Raw genomic sequence first — 17,623 nt, forward strand, 5'->3', positions numbered from 1 at the left:
GGTGGATCAGGTTCGCCGCCATCGCCGGCAAGCCGGCTCCTACAGGGATGTAATCGTTACGAGGCAAAGCGGGAACGATCAAAGGAATACATTGCGGGCTGCGAAATTGGCCCGGAATGAAGTATTGTTGTCCCCATCCAAAAAACGTCAGAAGCCTTGAACCGTTTCGGCGGTTGTTAAGTGATAGAGGGTGTCATGGGTAACGAAAGCATCAATTGGGACAAGCTGGGTTTTGACTACATCAAGACCGACAAGCGCTATCTGTCGTACTTTCGCAATGGCGAATGGGACAAGGGCACCCTGACCGAAGATAACGTGCTGCACATCAGCGAAGGCTCCACAGCCCTTCACTATGGCCAGCAATGCTTCGAAGGCATGAAGGCCTATCGTTGCAAGGACGGCTCGATCAACCTGTTCCGCCCGGACCAGAACGCCCTGCGCATGCAGCGCAGCTGCGCCCGTCTGCTGATGCCGCAAGTCGACACCGAGCAATTCATCGAAGCCTGCAAGGCCGTGGTCCGCGCCAACGAGCGTTTCATTCCGCCGTACGGCACCGGCGGCGCGCTGTACCTGCGCCCGTTCGTGATCGGCGTGGGTGACAACATCGGCGTGCGTACCGCCCCCGAGTTCATCTTCTCGATTTTCTGCATCCCGGTTGGCGCCTACTTCAAGGGTGGCCTGACCCCGCACAACTTCCAGATCTCCAGCTACGACCGCGCTGCGCCACAAGGTACCGGTGCGGCCAAGGTCGGTGGCAACTACGCCGCCAGCCTGATGCCGGGCTCCAAGGCCAAGAAAGCCCACTTTGCCGACGCCATCTACCTCGATCCGATGACCCACACCAAGATCGAGGAAGTCGGTTCGGCCAACTTCTTCGGGATCACCCACGACAACAAGTTCGTGACCCCGAACTCGCCATCGGTACTGCCGGGCATCACCCGTCTGTCGCTGATCGAGCTGGCCAGGACCCGTCTGGGCCTGGAAGTGGTTGAAGGCGACGTGTTCATCGACAAGCTCTCCGACTTCAAGGAAGCCGGTGCTTGCGGTACTGCGGCGGTGATCACGCCGATTGGCGGCATCGACTACAACGACCACCTGCACGTGTTCCACAGCGAAACCGAAGTCGGCCCGGTCACCCAGAAGCTCTACAAAGAGCTGACCGGCGTGCAAACCGGCGACATCGAAGCGCCAGCGGGCTGGATCGTCAAGGTCTGACCTGACGCCTGAGACACAAAAGCCCCCCATCGAGTGACCGACGGGGGGCTTTTTCATGGCACCGAATTCAAAAACTACCACCCGCCCCTGTAGGAGCCGGCTTGCCGGCGATGGCGTCCTCACATACACCGCCATGCTTGAAGGCCCAATCGCTGGCAAGCAGGCTCCTACTGGTTCGGGTTGAGCAATGCCCCCCGGGCCGCCGCAGACTGCGATCGGCTGCCTTCAGTTTCCGTGGGCAACTCGACACCAAAACGGACGCCCATCTCCCTGCGCCCCAACGCCGTCAACGCCAACGCCCGACTGTCCAGATCCTGGGTCACCCACTGGCGCTTGAGCGCCGTTTGCAGCAACGCCGCGCCCAGCGACCCGCCCAGATGCGGCCGGCGCATGCTCCAGTCCAGGCACGGGCACGCAAAACGGCGGCGCAAGGTGCTCAAGTCCTGTACCTCGATCCCGAGCCCCTGAAACATTGCCGAACCACTGTCACTCAAGCGATAGGCCTGTTCGTCGGTTTCCTCCAGCCAGCCCGCTTCGAGCATCCGGTCATGCAACAGTACCGCGAGGGTACCCGCCATGTGGTCGTAGCAGGTGCGGGCGAACTGCAGGCGATCCGGGGTCCGCGGCTGGAAGCGCGGCGCCGGGTTCTGGCCGATCACCATCAACGCTTCCAGGGCCTGGGCGACACGTTTGTCCGCCAGGCTGTAATAGCGGTGACGTCCCTGGACGTGCAGCCGCACCAGCGCCAGCTCCTTGAGCCTGGCCAGGTGGGCACTGGCGGTCGACGCGCTGACTTCGGCCACCGCCGCCAGCTCGGTGCTGGTGCGGGCATGGCCGTCCATCAGCGAACAGAGGATTTTCGTCCGCGCCGGCTCGGCGATGGCCGCTGCCACCTGCGAGACGCCCATGTCGTGTTGTTCTGCACTCATATTTCGCTCCCGGACGAATCAACGCCCTTTCGGACTGGAGATAGTAGCAACACTTTCCAACAACAAAAGGCTGTGACCCATGGACCCGATCATCGCTGCGACCCATGCCGATCCTTATCCCTACTACGCACAACTGCGTGCCGAGGGCGGGCTGGCTTTTCATCCGGAGCTGAACATGTGGGTGGCCAGCAGCGCCCGGGCGGTGGCCGCCGTGCTCGCGCATGCCGATTGCCATGTTCGCCCCGCGCAGGAGCCAGTCCCCAGGGCGATTGCCGATGGCCTGGCCGGCCGGGTGTTCGGCCAGTTGATGCGCATGAATGAAGGTGAGCGCCAGCAATGCCCTCGGTCGGCGATTGCGCCGGGGCTGGAGTTGATCGATATGCGGGAAGTCGAGAGCCTGGTCAGCGCCCGGTTGATCAGCGCCGACGCCGTCGGCCTGTACAACGCCATGTTCCGTGGGCCGGTGTGCGTGGTGGCAGCGTTGCTGGGATTCACCCCGGCTCAGGGCCGAATCATCAGCGAACTGACGGCGGACTTCGCGGCTTGCCTGTCGCCCTTGAGCACCTCGGCACAGCTGTCCGCCGCCCATGCCGCCGCTGAACAACTGAGCGGTTACTGTGTCGAGCTGTTGGCCGACCCGGACAACCACAGCCGTCTGCTTGAAGGCATCCGCCAACGCTTCACCTGCGGCGCACCGCAAATGCTGATCGCCAACCTGATCGGCCTGTTTTCCCAGACGTTCGACGCCACGGCCGGGCTGATCGGCAACACTGTGCTGGCATTGAAACAACACCCGTCGTTACTCAGCGAATCACCCCATGTCGACGATCTGCTGGCCGAAGTGCAGCGCCTGGACCCGCCGGTACAGAACACCCGCCGCTTCGTCGCCGCCCCCTGCGAGATTGACGGCACAAGGCTGAATGCCGGGGACGTGATCCTGGTGCTGCTGGCCTCGGCCAATCGCGACCCACAGCTCAACGACAACCCCGACGCACTCCTGCTCGACCGCCCGAACCGGCGCAGCTTCACCTTTGGTGCGGGACGCCATCAATGTCCGGGGCAGACACTGGCGTTGAGCATCGCTGGCGCTACCGTCCGGCACATTCTGGCGATGAAGCCGGGACTGGACCGCCTGACCTGGGATTACCGCCCGTCCGCCAATGGACGAGTTCCGTTGTTCAGGGATCGGCCGGTCGCTTGATCGACGCTCAGTCCAACTGCCCAACCCGGGCAGCATCCGGCCAGAACAACGCCGCCTGCCCCAAACGCACACCCTGCTGATCAACCAGCGTCCACACCTTGCCTTCATGAATCATGAAGGCATTGCCCTGGCGATCCACCCGATAGCCACTGTAGCCATGAGCAATGCCATGGGCCGTGACTTGCTCCAGAAGCCTCTGGCGCATGTCCCGGTCCAGCGGCGAGGCGCTGAAGCGTGAGGGCATGCCCAGAAACTCCGGGCGCGGGTACTTGAAGCACGCCAGCGCCTGTTCATTGGCGTAGAAGAAAAGTGGGTCGTCTTCAGTACCGTGAGCCAGCAAACTGTAGGGCGCGTGGGCGTGCAGCCAGTGCAGGCGCTCCCATCCTGCCAGGGACTGCGGCGCTGGCAGGTGTTCGCCGGTCCAGTGCCGATAAGACTCGTCCAGCAGTTCGATCGCCATGGCGTATTCGTTGATTGGCAACCCGCCCTCTCCTCTTCAGATCCTGGTTTCAAACCCGGCCCAGCCTATCCAAAGCCGCCTGAAAAGTCCTGCTGCCCGGTTGATTGGTTACACCGGGTTAAAACAGTCATGACGGGAAGTGCGTTTATCCCGCAGGCCTTTCTCCATAAAGTCACCTGGATCATGGTGAACAACGAGGCTCGATTGATGCAGACCCCACTGGACAAGTCACTGAGTGTTTTTGCGCGGGCCGACCTGCTGCAAGGTCCCACGCCCATTCAGCGGGCTGCGCGACTCGAACAACGGCTGGGCCTGGACAAACAGGGGATCGGCCTGTTTCTCAAACGCGATGACCACATGTTGATCGGCGCGGGCGGCAACAAGCTGCGCAAGCTTGAATTCCACATCGGCGCGGCGCAGCAAGCCGGGATCGATACGATCATTACCGTGGGCGGCATCCAGTCCAATCATGCTCGTTTGACCGCCGCGGTGTGCGCTCGGCTGGGTATCGCCTGCGAACTGTTCCTGACCCGGGCCGTGGCCAAAGCCGAGGTGGATTACGAACTCAATGGCAACGTGCTGCTCGACCAGTTGTTCGGCGCGCAGATGCAGGTGTTTGCCGGCGGTACCGACTCACTGGCCAAAGCCGAGGCCAGGGCGGCGCAGCTTCGGGATTGCGGACGCAAGGTGATGGTGCTGCCGACCGGTGGTTCAACGCCCCTGGGTAGCCTGGGTTATGCCCGCTGCGCAGCGGAAATCGCCCGGCAAGAGGCCGAACTGCAACTCACGTTCAATCAAGTGGTGGTCCCCAATGGCAGCGCCGGGACGCATGCCGGGCTCGCGGCGGGCTTCCAGTTGCTGGGCCGGGGTACATCCGTGGTCAAATCGTTCTCGGTGTTGTCCGACCAGGACTCGTCAGCAGCGAGAACCCTGCAACTGACCCGCGAGACATTGGCGCTATTGGGCAGTGACGCCGAGGTGCAGACGGCCGGGATGGTGATCGACGGCAGCCAGTTGGGTGCGGGCTATGGCCTGCCAACCGCCGCCATGCAGGACGCGGTACGCTTGATGGCGCGTGCCGAAGGCCTGCTGGTCGACCCGGTGTACTCCGGCAAGGCCTTTGCGGGAGTACTGGCCGACCTGCAGCAGGGGCGTTTTGGCCCCGGGGACAATGTACTGTTCGTCATGACCGGTGGAACACCCGGCCTGTATGCCTACCGGGAAACCTTTCAGGTCTGACGGTCAATCATCCCGCGTCAGCACTTCCAGCAATTCAATTTCGAAGATCAGGTTCGAATTCGGCGTGATCTTGCCCATGGTGCGTTCGCCATAGGCCAGGTGCGCCGGCACCAGCAACTTGCGCTTGCCACCGACCTGCATGCCCATGATGCCCTGGTCCCAGCCCTTGATGACCCGCCCGGTGCCGATCACGCACTGGAAGGGTTTGCCCCGGCTGTAGGAAGAATCGAATTCGGTCCCGTCCTCCAGCCAGCCACGGTACTGGGTGGTGATCAGCGCGCCTTTTACCGCGGCTTTTCCGTCACCCAACTGCAGATCGATTACCTGAAGCTCGTCATTCATTGAATTCACTCGTATGCTCACTCGCCCTCAAGGGCCTGATGGGCGCCGTTTTCCCAGAATTGCCCGCGATTGGCAACCATTGCCGTCTCCGCGCGCGGCGTTCAAAGCTGTTGGCTGAACTAAAATAATCAACTATTACCCGTACGGTTCAACGCCCTGATGGCCATGCCCGAATGATCCTGCTCTGGACCAGCGTCATCCTTGGTTCAATGACGCTTACCCTGATCGTCGCGCTGGTCTGGCGCGAACACTCGCTGCACAAGCAACTGGCGCAGTACCGCGCGATCATCAACAGCCTGTCCGAAGGCCGGAACATCCACCAGGATGGCGACGTCGAGCGCTTCAAGCGCAGCCAGTACTTCGCTCGCATCGGCACCTGGGATTGGGATGTCGACACCGACCGCCTGTACTGGTCCGACGCGATTTTCGGCATGTTCGGGTTCAAGATCGGCGAAGTGACGCCCTCCTACGCCCTGTTCTGCTCCTGCGTGCATCCTGACGACCGGCTGAGGGTCCGGGCCGGTGAACTGCGTTGCCTGGAAACCGGCGAAAACCATGATGAGGAATACCGCGTGGTCTGGCCCGACGGCACGATCCGCTGGCTGCGGGAAACCGGCAACGTGGTCAAGAATGACCACGACGAAACCATCAAGATGATGGGCGTGGTACGCGACATCACCGAAGAAAAGGCCTCGGCCAACTACCTCAAGCACCTGGCCCACTACGACCCGCTGACCGGCCTGCCCAATCGCCTGGTGCTCGAAGAGCGCCTGTCCGAAGCACTGGAGCAGGCGCGCGCCAGCGCAACGCGGGTAGCGCTGGTGTTTGTCGATCTCAATGGATTCAAGGCCATCAATGACCGCTATGGCCATGCGGCCGGTGACCACGTGTTGGTCACTACCGCCACACGGCTCAAGCGCATCCTGCGCGGCACCGACACCGTCGCGCGGATCGGTGGCGACGAATTCGTGGTCATCCTCCAGGGCTTGCCCCAAGGCGAAAACCTGCAAGACGAAGCGCGCAGCATCTGCCAGACAATCTTCGTCGAACTCTCCCCGCCCATCACCATCGGCAACGACCAGCGCCACATCGGCACCAGCCTGGGCGTCGCCATGTTCCCCGATCATGCGCCGAGCATCGACCGCTTGCTGCACATTGCCGACCTGGCGATGTACGAGGCCAAGCGCAGCGGGAACAATCAGTATCGGCTGGGCACCGAGAGCGTGGTGCGGGCGCACAGCGAATAGCGTTTCCTCCTGGCATGCATTGATCCGCTTTGCACATCAATGCATGCCAACAATGCAATTAACATATCGATGCCCCTGCTCCACTATCCGCCCTAATAAGAACCGTGTGCCGCGTCCAGCCGGCGCACGTCATAAAAGCGGTGGAGTACAGATCAATGACAGCATCAATCCAACGGCCCGCGACTGCCGGTCGCTCCCGGGCCAGTGCAATCTTCCGGGTTACCTCGGGCAACTTCCTCGAACAGTTCGACTTCTTCCTTTTTGGTTTCTATGCCACGCAGATCGCTGCCGTGTTCTTTCCGGCCAGCAGCGAATTCGCCTCGCTGATGATGACCTTTGCCGTGTTCGGCGCAGGCTTTCTGATGCGTCCGTTGGGCGCCGTGGTGCTGGGTGCCTATATCGATGACGTGGGTCGACGCAAAGGGTTGATCGTGACCCTGTCGATCATGGCCAGCGGTACGGTGCTGATTGTGCTGGTGCCCGGTTACGAAACCATCGGTTTGTTCGCCCCGGCCCTGGTGCTGATCGGGCGGCTGTTGCAGGGCTTTTCCGCCGGTGCGGAACTGGGTGGCGTGTCGGTGTATCTCGCGGAAATCGCCACACCCGGCCACAAGGGCTTTTTCACCAGTTGGCAGTCGGGCAGCCAGCAAGTGGCGATCATCGTCGCCGCCGCACTGGGTTACGCCTTGAACCAGTGGATGGCGCCGAGTGTGATTACCGACTGGGGCTGGCGGATTCCGTTCTTCGTCGGCTGCATGATCGTGCCCTTCATCTTCCTGCTACGCCGCAACCTGGAAGAAACCGAAGAGTTCGCCACCCGTAAACACCGCCCGAGCATGGGTGAGGTGTTCCGCACCCTGGGACAAAACTGGCTGATCGTGTTCGCCGGCATGATGATGGTCGCCCTGACCACCACCGCTTTCTACCTGATCACGGTGTACGCACCGACCTTCGGTAAAACCGTCCTGCACCTGAGCACGTCCGATGCGCTGCTGGTGACATTGCTGGTGGGTGTTTCGAACTTCATCTGGCTACCGATTGGCGGTGCACTTTCGGACCGTATCGGTCGACGCCCGGTGTTGATCACCATGGCCTTGCTGGCCATCGCCACCACTTACCCGGTGCTGACCTACCTGGTGAACGCGCCCAGCTTCATCCACATGCTGCTGGTGCTGTTGTGGCTGTCGTTCATCTACGGCCTGTACAACGGCGCGATGATCCCGGCGCTGACGGAGATCATGCCCGTGGAAGTCCGGGTGGCCGGTTTCTCCCTCGCCTATAGCCTGGCCACGGCCGTGTTCGGCGGGTTCACTCCAGCGATGTCGACCTTGCTGATCCAGTACACCGGCGACAAGGCGGCGCCAGGCTACTGGATGAGCTTTGCAGCACTGTGCGCGCTGTGCGCGACGCTCATGCTCTATCGCCGCGCCTCGAATCATCTGCAACCGGTGGCGTCGTGAACCTGCCCTTGATCGAGAACACAATCATGAAAAAACAGTTCGGTTTTGCCGCCATCGCGTTGGTGGCAAGCCTTGGATTGAGCGGCATTGCCCAGGCTGAAGAGATCCGTGTGATAACCTCAGGCGGCTTCACGGCGGCCTACAAGATCCTCGGCCCGAAGTTCGCCGCCGCCACCGGCAACACCCTCGACACCGCGCTCGGTCCCTCCATGGGCAAGGCCCCGGAAGCGATTCCCAATCGCCTGGCCCGGGGTGAGCAAGCCGACGTGGTGATCATGGTCGGCTACGCACTGGACGACCTGATCAAACAAGGCAAGGTCGACCCTGCTTCACGGGTCGAACTGGCGGATTCGCGCATTGGCCTGGTGGTGCGCGAAGGTGCACCGAAGCCGGACATCAGCAATGTCGAGGGCCTGAAAAAGACATTGCTCGAGGCGAAATCGGTGGCCTACTCCGACAGTGCCAGCGGCGTGTACATCGAGCAGCAGCTGTTCAAGCGCCTGGGGATCGAAGACCAGCTCAAGCGCAAATCGACGATGGTGCCGAAAATCCCCGTGGGCTCCGTGGTTGCCACCGGCGACTATCAATTGGGCTTTCAGCAGGTCAGCGAATTGTTGCCGGTGCCGGGGGTCAGTTTCGTGGCGAAGATTCCGGAGTCCGTACAATCGGTGACCCGGTTTGCCGCCGGCATCCCGGTAGGGGCACAGCACCCGGCCGAAGCCAAGGCCTTGCTGGAATACCTGGCCTCGACCCAGGCTCAACCGGATGTGAAAGCGACCGGACTGGACTCGGTCAGTCGCTGACCGACGGCTGCAGGACTTTCATCTCCACCACCAGCCGTTCCAGTTCCAATGCGGCCGGGGTCAGGGTTCGACCCCGGCGCTTGATCAGACCGACGCTGCGCATCACTTGCGGATCGGTCAGCGGCACCCGCGTCAGGATCGGATGATCCGCCGCCGGCATCGCCATCAACGGCACCGCCGCCACGCCCAACCCGGCCTCCACCAGACCGATCATGGTGGTCACATGACGGGTTTCACAAATACTCGACCGCTGCGGCACCACGCCGGTCAACGCCTGATCCAGCAGAAAACGGTTGCCCGAGGTTTTATCCAGCGAGATGTAATCCTGCCGATAGAACTCGTCCCAGGTGACACTGCTTCGCCCCGCCAGCGGATGATCGCGCCGGCACGCTACGACATACCCTTCCTGCACCAGGGGCTCGAAATCCACTTCGGCCTCCAGCGTACCCATGAAGCTCAGGCCGAAATCCGCTTCGCCATTGACCACCGCGCTCAAGACGTCGTGGGCGCTGGAGTCCAGCACCTTGACCTTGATCCGCGGAAACTGCCGGTGATAGTGCGCGATCACCCGCGGCATGAAGTAGTAAGCCGCCGAGGGTACACAGGCGACCGTGACATGGCCGAGCCGGGTCGAAGCGACTTCGCTGATGCCCAGCAATGCGACGTCCAGATCGTCCAGCAGGCGCTCGACGCTGGGCATGAAACCCCGTCCGGCCTGGGTCAGGCTGACCTTGCGCGTGGTGCGCTCGAACAGGCGCACGCCAAGGGCATCTTCGAGTTTTTCGATCCGCCGGCTCAACGCGGGCTGGGAAATGCGCACCGTATCGGCGGCCTTGCGAAAGCTGCCCTGCTCGACCACCGCACGGAAGGCCTGCAGGTCATTGAGGTCGAAGTTGATCGCCATGGGGTTACTCGCAAGCGACGCTGATTGATCAGCTAATCCTATAAATGTAACTAACTAATGCAAATTGTAACATCTGTGGCCGAGCGCGTTGCTGACGCCGAAGGGCTCAGCCTTTATTCTTGTCACCCCCGCTGTACCGAGTCCTGGAGTTTTCCAATGCCCCATGAAGGCAACCTGCTACAAGCCGCTGTCGTGTTTCTGATGGCGGCCGTGCTCATCGTTCCATTGGCCAAGCGCCTGCAACTGGGGGCGGTCCTGGGTTATCTGTTCGCCGGGGTGATCATCGGCCCGTCGGTGCTGGGCCTGATCGACAACCCGCAAAGCGTCGCGAACATTTCCGAACTTGGCGTGGTGTTGCTGCTGTTCATCATCGGTCTGGAGCTGTCGCCGCGACGCTTGTGGGTGATGCGCAAATCAGTGTTCGGCGTGGGCCTGGCGCAAGTGCTGTTGACCGGCACGGTGATTGGCGTGGTGGCTTTGTGGTTGTTTGGCCAGCCGTTGAACACCGCGATCGTCCTCGGCCTGGGCCTGGCGCTGTCGTCCACGGCGTTCGGCCTGCAAAGCCTGGCTGAACGCAAGGAGCTGACCAGCCCCCACGGGCGATTGGCGTTCGCAATCCTGTTGTTCCAGGACATCGCTGCAATACCCTTGATTGCCATGGTGCCGTTGCTGGCCGGTGGCGATCACAGCACCAGCGCCAGCGAAAACCTGAACCACGGCCTGCAAGTGCTGGCCAGCATCGCCGTGGTGGTGATCGGCGGGCGTTACCTGCTGCGGCCGGTGTTCCGCGTGGTGGCCAAGACCGCATTGCCGGAGGTCTCCACCGCCACGGCGTTGCTGGTGGTGATCGGCACGGCCTGGTTGATGGAGCTGGTCGGTATTTCCATGGCCCTTGGCGCCTTCCTCGCCGGCCTGCTGCTGGCAGACTCCGAGTATCGCCATGAACTGGAAGCTCAGATCGAACCGTTCAAGGGCCTGTTGCTGGGGCTGTTTTTCATCAGCGTCGGCATGGGCGCGAACCTGAGCCTGTTGCTGAGCACGCCGGTCGCGGTGCTGGGCCTGACCCTGCTGCTGATCGCGATCAAACTGCCGCTACTGTTTATTGTCGGTCGCCTGGCCGGAGGGTTGAAGAACGTCAGTGCGATCCGCCTGGGTATCGTGTTGGCGGCCGGTGGTGAATTTGCCTTTGTGGTGTTCAAGATCGGTCGCGACCATGGGCTGTTCGCCGCCGGGCTGTATGACTTGCTGGTGTTGACCATCACCCTGTCCATGGCCGTGACGCCGCTATTGCTGCTGGTTTGCGCACGCCTGGTCAGCCCGAAGGTGCAACCTGTGGAAGTGCCGGAGAAGTTCCGCGAAATCGACGCCGACGCGCCGCGGGTGGTGATCGCCGGCATGGGCCGCATGGGCCAGATCGTTGCGCGGATTCTGCGCGCGCAGAACATCAAGTTCGTGGCCCTCGACACCTCGGTGGAAACCATCGAACTGTCCCGCAGCTTCGGTGGCGTGCCGGTGTTCTACGGCGACCCGATGCGCCCGGAAATCCTCAGCGCGGCCAAGGTCGGCGAAGCCGAGTTTTTTGTGATCGCCACAGACGACCCGGACACCAACATCAAGACCGCCGAGCTGGTGCGCAAGCTCTATCCGCATATGAAAATCATCGCCCGCGCGCGTAACCGTCAGCATGTGCACCGGCTGATGGACGTCGGTGCTCACGCCGTGCGCGAGACCTTTTTTTCGAGCCTGGAAATGAGCCGGCAAACCTTGATCGGCTTGGGATTGACCCAGGCCCAGGCCGATGCACGGATCAAGCGTTTCAAGCAGCACGACGAAGAGGTGCTGGAAGCCCAGCACGCGGTGTATGACGACGCGGTGAAAGTGATGCAGACAGCGCAGGAAGCGCGGGTGGAACTGGCCAGGTTGTTCGAGTCGGATCAATTGCAGGAGCAGGCGGGCAAGAAATGAGGTGATTATTCGGGCCTCATCGCGAGCAGGCTCGCTCCCACATTGGATCTATGTCGCTCATACGCTCTTCTGTGGGAGCGAGCCTGCTCGCGAAGAACGATAACGCGGTGTGACGGATCAACAACTACCAAGGAACCACCATGGCTGACCAACCTGCCCCCGCCCTCAAGGAAATCTTCAACGCCGAGCGCCTCAAGCACATCGCCACAGAGATGACGGCGGTGTATCCCGATTTTGACGGCCAGAAATTCCTGAAGCTGGCCCAATCCGGCCTGGCAGACCTCAGCGTCATGCAGCGCATGGCCCGGGTCAGCGAATGCCTGCACGCGGTACTGCCGCTTGACTATGAAGCATCGCTGCAGGTGCTGCGCGCCCTCGCCCCGCGCCTGAACAGCGGTTTCGTCAGCATGTGCCTGCCGCAGTACGTCGCCCGCTACGGCGCCCATGCATTCGAGCAGTCGATGGACGCGCTGAAGTACTTCACCGCTTTCGGCTCTTCGGAATTCGCGATCCGCCACTTTCTGCGCAGCGACCTCGAGCGTTCGCTCGAGCTGATGCACGGCTGGTCACTGGATGACAACGAGCACGTACGACGCTTGGCCAGTGAAGGTTGCCGACCACGCCTGCCCTGGTCATTCCGCCTGGAACCCGTCCAGGCCGACCCGACACTCGCCGCGAAAATCCTCGACAACCTCAAGGCCGACACCAGCCTGTACGTGCGCAAATCCGTGGCCAACCACCTCAACGACATCACCAAGGACCACCCCGGCTGGGTGCTGGACCTGATCGAAGGCTGGTCGCTGGACAACAGGCACACCGCATGGATCGCCAGGCACGCCCTGCGCAGCCTGATCAAACAGGGCAACCAGCGGGCACTGGCAATCATCGGCGCGGGCGGCAAGCCTGAAGTCGAGATCGTCGATGTGAAAGTCGAACCGCCGGTGATTGGCCTGGGAGAAAAGATCACCCTGTCGTTTGCCATCAGATCCACCGTTGAAAGCAGCCAGCGCCTGGTGATCGACTACGCCATCGATTACGTCAAGGCCAACGGCAGCACCTCGGCGAAAGTCTTCAAGCTCAAGGCGCTGACGCTGCCCGGCAACGCCAGCGAAGCCGTCAGCCGTGGGCAGCAGATCAAGGAACTCACCACCCGCCGGCATTATGCGGGGCGCCATGCGGTGCATGTCATGGTCAATGGCGAAAGGCTGGCCAGCACGGCGTTCGAGATTGTTGCTTAAGCCTCAAGATGGATATCGTATGTGCCACCTTCGCGAGCAGGCTCGCTCCCACAGGGGGCAGTGTTGCCACATGTTTTGCGAACGACGCTAAACCAGTGTGGGAGCGAGCCTGCTCGCGAAGGCGGCAGTTCAGGCACCGCCTAACAACAACCCCTGCTCCCGCTCACACAACTCCACCACATAATCCCAAAGCACCCGCAACCGCACCGACTTGTGCAACTCCCGGCGAGTGCTGATCCAGTAACTGCGCTGGATGCTTTCGTCCGGCAATAGCGGCACCAACCCCGGATCGGCACTGGCCATGTAACACGGCAGCACCGCGATCCCCAGGCCCGAGCGCGCAGCCTGTTGCTGGGCGATCACGCTGGTGCTGTGAAACACCACCTGCGGGTTGCGGCAGAAGCTGTTGAGGAACATCAATTCCTGGCTGAACAGCAGGTCGTCGACATAGCCGATCCAGGCGTGACGCCCCAGGTCCTCGCGACTGCGCAACGGCGGTGAACGATCGAGGTACTCCTGGCTGGCGTAGAGCGCCAGGCGATAGTCGGTGAGTTTGCGGGTGACCAGCATGTCGGCGGCCGGACGTTCGAGGTGGATGCTGATTTCTGCCTCGCGGTTGAGGATGCTGACAAACCGTGGCACCGCCACCAGTTCCACTTCCAGCCCCGGATAGCGTTCGAACAAGCCGTTCATGCGGCTGGCGAGGAACATGATGCCCAGGCCTTCGGTCACCCCGACGCGAATCTTGCCCAGCGGCGCGGTGGATTGGGTGATTTCCTCCTGGGCCAGCAACGCCACGTTCTCCATCGCCTCGGCGTGTTTAAGCAACGCCTCGCCCGCCGGGGTCATCTCGTAACCCTGGGCATGCTGGACGAACAATGCCGTACCGAGGCTCTTTTCAATGGCCTCGATGTGCCGCGCCACGGTGGCATGGGTGGTGTTCAAGCGCCGGGCAGCCGTGAGCAAACGCCCGCTGCGCTGCAATTCGAGAAAAAACCGCAGGTCATTCCAGTCGAACATGAAGCGTCCTTGTTCGTTGCCGTTCGGGATGCTGTTTAAAAACGCACAGCGGCTGCGCAAAAACTAACATTCTTTTGACGAAAGCTAACAACTAGGATGACGGACAACAAGAACAACAAAACGAGGTCAGGGATGCAGGCTTCCCTTGATGAATACGATTACATCGTGGTCGGAGCCGGGCCGGCCGGGTGTCTGCTGGCCAATCGACTGTCGGCCAACCCTCGACATCGCGTGTTGCTGCTCGAGGCCGGCGGCCGCGACAACTATGCGTGGATTCACATCCCCGTGGGTTACCTGTACTGCATCGGCAACCCGCGCACCGACTGGTGCTTCAAGACCGAAGCGCAACCCGGCCTGCAAGGTCGCGCCCTGACCTATCCGCGCGGCAAGGTACTGGGCGGCTGCTCATCCATCAACGGCATGATCTACATGCGCGGCCAGGCCGGTGACTACGACCGCTGGGCCGCCGACGGCAACCCCGGCTGGAGCTGGCAAGACGTGTTGCCGCTGTTCAAGCAAAGTGAAAACCACTTCGCCGGCGCCGCCGAATTTCACGGCGACGCGGGTGAATGGCGAGTCGAACGCCAGCGCCTGTCGTGGCCGATTCTCGACGCCTTCCGCAGTGCCGCCGAACAAAGCGGCATCGCCAGCATCGATGACTTCAACCAGGGTGACAACGAAGGTTGCGGCTATTTCCAGGTCAATCAGAAAGCCGGCATCCGCTGGAACGCGGCCAAGGCGTTTCTCAAGCCGATTCGCCAACGCTCCAATCTCACTGTGCTGACCGGTGTCGAAGTCGACCGCGTGCTGCTGGACAATGGCCGCGCCTCTGCCGTCAGCGCCCGCTGGCAAGGCGCGGTGAAGACCTTCAAGGCGCGCAAGGAAATCGTCCTCTGTGCCGGCTCGGTCGGGTCGCCAGGCATCCTGCAACGCTCCGGCATCGGCCCGCGTCCACTGCTGGAACGGCTGGGCATTGGCGTCGCCCATGAACTGCCCGGTGTCGGCGGCAATCTGCAGGATCACCTGCAACTGCGGCTGATCTACAAGCTGGAAAATGCCCGCACCCTGAACCAGATTGCCGGCAGTCTGTGGGGCAAGCTGGGCATGGGCCTGCGCTACCTGTATGACCGCAGCGGCCCGCTGTCCATGGCGCCGAGCCAGTTGGGCGCCTTTGCCCGCTCGGGGCCGGAACAGACGTCAGCCAACCTTGAATACCACGTGCAACCGCTGTCGCTGGAGCGCTTTGGCGAACCGCTGCATACCTTCCCGGCGTTCACCGCATCGGTCTGCGATCTACGCCCGCAAAGCCGTGGCCGGGTCGATATCCGCTCGGCTGATCCGCAACAAGCACCACTGATCCAACCCAATTATCTGAGCCACCCGGAAGACCTGCGGGTCGCCGCCGACGCCATTCGCCTGACCCGGCGCATCGTCGCCGCGCCGGCCCTGCACGCCTTCAATCCGGTGGAATACCTGCCCGGCGCCAGCCTGCAAAGCGAGGAACAACTGCACGAAGCCGCCGCGCGCATCGGCACCACGATTTTCCACCCCGTGGGCACCTGCCGCATGGGCAATGACGCCGACGCCGTGGTCGATGCGCAACTCAAGGTCCATGGCATCCCCGGCCTGCGCATCGCCGATGCCTCGATCATGCCGCGCATCACCTCGGGCAACACCTGCTCGCCGACGCTGATGATTGCAGAGAAAGCTGCGCAGATGATCCTGGCCACGCCAGAACCGCTTTCTGTGGGAGCGAGCCTGCTCGCGAAAGCGGTGGATCATTCACATTGACGTTGAATGACACGACGCCTTCGCGAGCAGGCTCGCTCCCACAAGGATCACATTAGATTCACGGACACTGAGCATTACCCCTGAAATGGAACACGCAACACCAGTGGAACAACAAAAACAATCACTGTGAGGGATACCGGTATGTCAGAACACGTTCAGCCCCTGGAAGCCGTGCGCAGCGCGGGCACCAGCCAGGAAACCCAGAAAGTCATCTTCGCGTCGTCCCTCGGGACCGTCTTCGAGTGGTACGACTTTTTCCTCTATGGCGCCCTCGCGGCGGTCATCAGCAAACAGTTTTTCGCCGGGGTCAACGACACTACGGCGTTCATCTTTGCGCTGATGGCCTTCGCCGCCGGCTTCATCGTCCGGCCGTTCGGCGCGTTGGTGTTCGGTCGGTTGGGGGACATGATCGGGCGCAAGTACACCTTCCTCGCCACCATCATCCTCATGGGCCTGGCGACGTTCTGTGTCGGGCTGCTGCCGACCTACGCCAGCATCGGAATCGCCGCGCCGATCATCCTGGTGGTGCTGCGCATGCTCCAGGGCCTGGCCCTGGGCGGTGAATACGGCGGCGCCGCGACCTATGTCGCCGAGCACGCGCCCATGGGCAAGCGCGGCTTCCACACCAGCTGGATTCAATCCACCGCGACCCTGGGCCTGCTGCTGTCGCTGCTGGTGGTGCTGGGCTGCCGCTACTTCACCGGCGACCAGTTCGAGGTCTGGGGCTGGCGCATTCCGTTCCTGTTTTCCATCGTGCTGCTGGGCATCTCAACCTGGATTCGCCTGAGCCTGCACGAGTCGCCGGCCTTCGTGAAAATGAAAGAGGAAGGCAAGCTGTGCAAACAGCCGATTCGCGACTCCTTCGGCAAGTGGGAAAACCTCAAGGTGGTGTTGATCGCGCTGTTCAGCATCAATGCCGGGCAAGCGGTGACCTTCTACGCCGCGCAATTCTATGTGCTGTTCTTCCTCACCCAGTTCCTGAAAATGGACCCGGCGGTGGCCAACGGCTTGCTGATCGTCAGCGTGACCATTGGCGCCCCCTTCTTCATTTTCTTTGGCTGGCTGTCGGACAAGGTCGGGCGCAAACCGGTGCTGATGATCGGCCTGCTGCTGGCCACCGCGCTGTACTTCCCGATCTTCAAGACCCTGGCCCACTACGCCAACCCGGCCATTGACCAGGCCAGCCGCCAGGCACCGATCACAGTGATGGCCGACCCGGCCACCTGCACCTTCCAGTTCGACCCGGTGGGCAAAGCGAAATTCGACAGCCCCTGCGACAAGGTCAAGACCTTCCTGGTCAAGCAGGGCCTGCCGTACCAGAGCGCAGCGGCCCCGGCCGGCAGTGGCGTGCAGGTGAGCGTCGGTGACGTGAAGATCGATGGTTTCGACGAAGCCGCCCTGCGCGGTGCCGTGACCCTCGCCGGTTACCCGCAACAGGCGGACATGCAACAGATCAACAAACCGATGATCGTGGCGCTGATTGTCGCGCTGATCATCATCTCGGCGATGTGCTACGGCCCGTTGGCGGCGTTGATGGTCGAACTGTTCCCGACCCGCATCCGCTATACCTCGATGTCCCTGCCCTACCACATCGGCAACGGCTGGTTCGGCGGTTTCCTGCCGACGGTGTCGTTCGCGCTGGTGGTGTACACCGGGGATATCTTCTACGGGCTGTGGTATCCAGTGGTGATCACCGGGGTGAGCCTGGTGGTGGGGATGATATGCCTGCGTGAGACGCGTAACGTGGACCTCGACAAGAACTGAGGTTATGCCTGCCGACGAGGGAGCTGGCTCCCTCGTCGCGGCGAT

General features: G+C 62.0%; 15 protein-coding genes. 10 read left to right on the plus strand and 5 right to left on the minus strand.

The annotated features are described in order from the left end of the window. The first annotated feature begins 195 nt into the window (after positions 1-195). Positions 196-1,215 (plus strand): branched-chain amino acid aminotransferase, encoded by a 1,020-nt coding sequence (locus tag CD175_RS01850; RefSeq protein WP_102701816.1) that lies wholly within the window; start codon positions 196-198, stop codon positions 1,213-1,215. 167 nt (positions 1,216-1,382) lie between these two features. Here CD175_RS01850 and CD175_RS01855 read toward each other — a convergent pair whose 3' ends face one another. After that, on the minus strand, positions 1,383-2,144 hold the full coding sequence (locus tag CD175_RS01855; protein ID WP_104447429.1) for an ArsR/SmtB family transcription factor: 762 nt from the start codon (positions 2,142-2,144) through the stop codon (positions 1,383-1,385). Between the two features lie 79 nt (positions 2,145-2,223). Here CD175_RS01855 and CD175_RS01860 point away from each other — a divergent pair, with 79 nt between their 5' ends. Next, entirely contained in the window at positions 2,224-3,345 is a 1,122-nt protein-coding gene (locus CD175_RS01860) for a cytochrome P450 (RefSeq protein ID WP_104447430.1), read from the plus strand. Positions 3,346-3,352: 7 nt separating this feature from the next. On the opposite strand, the gene CD175_RS01865 is transcribed toward CD175_RS01860, so the two are convergent. Next, positions 3,353-3,826 carry an MEKHLA domain-containing protein gene (locus CD175_RS01865; protein WP_104447431.1) on the minus strand — a complete coding sequence of 158 codons (474 nt, stop codon included), beginning with the start codon at positions 3,824-3,826 and terminating at the stop codon, positions 3,353-3,355. Between the two features lie 186 nt (positions 3,827-4,012). On the opposite strand from CD175_RS01865, the gene CD175_RS01870 reads away from it, so the two are divergent. Further along, positions 4,013-5,044: a D-cysteine desulfhydrase family protein gene (locus CD175_RS01870; protein ID WP_104448060.1), complete on the plus strand. Its 1,032-nt coding sequence runs from the start codon at positions 4,013-4,015 to the stop codon at positions 5,042-5,044. A 3-nt stretch (positions 5,045-5,047) separates the two neighbouring features. On the opposite strand, the gene CD175_RS01875 is transcribed toward CD175_RS01870, so the two are convergent. Then, complete coding sequence (locus CD175_RS01875) at positions 5,048-5,386, minus strand: FKBP-type peptidyl-prolyl cis-trans isomerase (protein WP_007981061.1); 339 nt, start codon at positions 5,384-5,386, stop codon at positions 5,048-5,050. A gap of 173 nt (positions 5,387-5,559) precedes the next feature. Between CD175_RS01875 and CD175_RS01880 the strand changes: the two genes are divergently transcribed. The 3 genes from CD175_RS01880 (at position 5,560) to CD175_RS01890 (ending at position 8,896) form a co-directional block, all read left to right on the plus strand. Next, positions 5,560-6,633: a sensor domain-containing diguanylate cyclase gene (locus CD175_RS01880; RefSeq protein ID WP_104447432.1), complete on the plus strand. Its 1,074-nt coding sequence runs from the start codon at positions 5,560-5,562 to the stop codon at positions 6,631-6,633. 155 nt (positions 6,634-6,788) lie between these two features. Beyond that, positions 6,789-8,093: an MFS transporter gene (gene tcuC, locus CD175_RS01885; RefSeq protein ID WP_104447433.1), complete on the plus strand. Its 1,305-nt coding sequence runs from the start codon at positions 6,789-6,791 to the stop codon at positions 8,091-8,093. Between the two features lie 26 nt (positions 8,094-8,119). Further along, positions 8,120-8,896 carry a substrate-binding domain-containing protein gene (locus CD175_RS01890; protein WP_104448061.1) on the plus strand — a complete coding sequence of 259 codons (777 nt, stop codon included), beginning with the start codon at positions 8,120-8,122 and terminating at the stop codon, positions 8,894-8,896. Here the strand turns inward: CD175_RS01890 and CD175_RS01895 are convergent. Then, a complete protein-coding gene (locus tag CD175_RS01895) occupies positions 8,886-9,800 on the minus strand; it encodes a LysR family transcriptional regulator (protein ID WP_102701806.1) in 915 nt (304 codons plus the stop codon). The two genes, CD175_RS01890 and CD175_RS01895, sit on opposite strands and share 11 nt — an antisense overlap. Before the next feature lie 156 nt (positions 9,801-9,956). Here CD175_RS01895 and CD175_RS01900 point away from each other — a divergent pair, with 156 nt between their 5' ends. Both CD175_RS01900 and CD175_RS01905 read left to right on the plus strand, forming a co-directional pair. Further along, positions 9,957-11,765, plus strand: a complete 1,809-nt coding sequence (locus CD175_RS01900) for a monovalent cation:proton antiporter-2 (CPA2) family protein (protein ID WP_104447434.1) — start codon at positions 9,957-9,959, stop codon at positions 11,763-11,765. 140 nt (positions 11,766-11,905) lie between these two features. Beyond that, complete coding sequence (locus CD175_RS01905; protein ID WP_104447435.1) at positions 11,906-13,003, plus strand: DNA alkylation repair protein; 1,098 nt, start codon at positions 11,906-11,908, stop codon at positions 13,001-13,003. Between the two features lie 129 nt (positions 13,004-13,132). Here the strand turns inward: CD175_RS01905 and CD175_RS01910 are convergent, their stop codons facing one another. Beyond that, positions 13,133-14,023: a LysR family transcriptional regulator gene (locus CD175_RS01910; protein WP_104448062.1), complete on the minus strand. Its 891-nt coding sequence runs from the start codon at positions 14,021-14,023 to the stop codon at positions 13,133-13,135. Positions 14,024-14,155: 132 nt separating this feature from the next. On the opposite strand from CD175_RS01910, the gene CD175_RS01915 reads away from it, so the two are divergent. Together CD175_RS01915 and CD175_RS01920 are read left to right on the plus strand one after the other, a co-directional pair. Continuing rightward, positions 14,156-15,814, plus strand: a complete 1,659-nt coding sequence (locus CD175_RS01915) for a GMC family oxidoreductase (protein WP_104447436.1) — start codon at positions 14,156-14,158, stop codon at positions 15,812-15,814. Between the two features lie 141 nt (positions 15,815-15,955). Beyond that, a complete protein-coding gene (locus CD175_RS01920) occupies positions 15,956-17,578 on the plus strand; it encodes an MFS transporter (protein WP_104447437.1) in 1,623 nt (540 codons plus the stop codon). Positions 17,579-17,623: the final 45 nt, after the last annotated feature.

The organism is Pseudomonas laurylsulfatiphila (genome assembly GCF_002934665.1).
In the GTDB taxonomy this organism is placed as follows: Bacteria; Pseudomonadota; Gammaproteobacteria; order Pseudomonadales; family Pseudomonadaceae; genus Aquipseudomonas; species Aquipseudomonas laurylsulfatiphila.

Excerpts from the sequence above, each read along its gene's own strand:
- CD175_RS01900 (WP_104447434.1), top strand. The coding sequence starts at position 9,957 with ATGCCCCATGAAGGCAACCTGCTACAAGCCGCTGTCGTGTTTCTGATG.
- CD175_RS01860 (WP_104447430.1), top strand. The coding sequence starts at position 2,224 with ATGGACCCGATCATCGCTGCGACCCATGCCGATCCTTATCCCTACTAC.
- CD175_RS01905 (WP_104447435.1), top strand. The coding sequence starts at position 11,906 with ATGGCTGACCAACCTGCCCCCGCCCTCAAGGAAATCTTCAACGCCGAG.
- CD175_RS01890 (WP_104448061.1), top strand. The coding sequence starts at position 8,120 with ATGAAAAAACAGTTCGGTTTTGCCGCCATCGCGTTGGTGGCAAGCCTT.
- CD175_RS01870 (WP_104448060.1), top strand. The coding sequence starts at position 4,013 with ATGCAGACCCCACTGGACAAGTCACTGAGTGTTTTTGCGCGGGCCGAC.
- CD175_RS01920 (WP_104447437.1), top strand. The coding sequence starts at position 15,956 with ATGTCAGAACACGTTCAGCCCCTGGAAGCCGTGCGCAGCGCGGGCACC.
- CD175_RS01875 (WP_007981061.1), bottom strand. The coding sequence starts at position 5,386 with ATGAATGACGAGCTTCAGGTAATCGATCTGCAGTTGGGTGACGGAAAA.
- CD175_RS01850 (WP_102701816.1), top strand. The coding sequence starts at position 196 with ATGGGTAACGAAAGCATCAATTGGGACAAGCTGGGTTTTGACTACATC.
- CD175_RS01895 (WP_102701806.1), bottom strand. The coding sequence starts at position 9,800 with ATGGCGATCAACTTCGACCTCAATGACCTGCAGGCCTTCCGTGCGGTG.
- CD175_RS01880 (WP_104447432.1), top strand. The coding sequence starts at position 5,560 with ATGATCCTGCTCTGGACCAGCGTCATCCTTGGTTCAATGACGCTTACC.
- CD175_RS01915 (WP_104447436.1), top strand. The coding sequence starts at position 14,156 with ATGCAGGCTTCCCTTGATGAATACGATTACATCGTGGTCGGAGCCGGG.
- tcuC (WP_104447433.1), top strand. The coding sequence starts at position 6,789 with ATGACAGCATCAATCCAACGGCCCGCGACTGCCGGTCGCTCCCGGGCC.
- CD175_RS01910 (WP_104448062.1), bottom strand. The coding sequence starts at position 14,023 with ATGTTCGACTGGAATGACCTGCGGTTTTTTCTCGAATTGCAGCGCAGC.
- CD175_RS01855 (WP_104447429.1), bottom strand. The coding sequence starts at position 2,144 with ATGAGTGCAGAACAACACGACATGGGCGTCTCGCAGGTGGCAGCGGCC.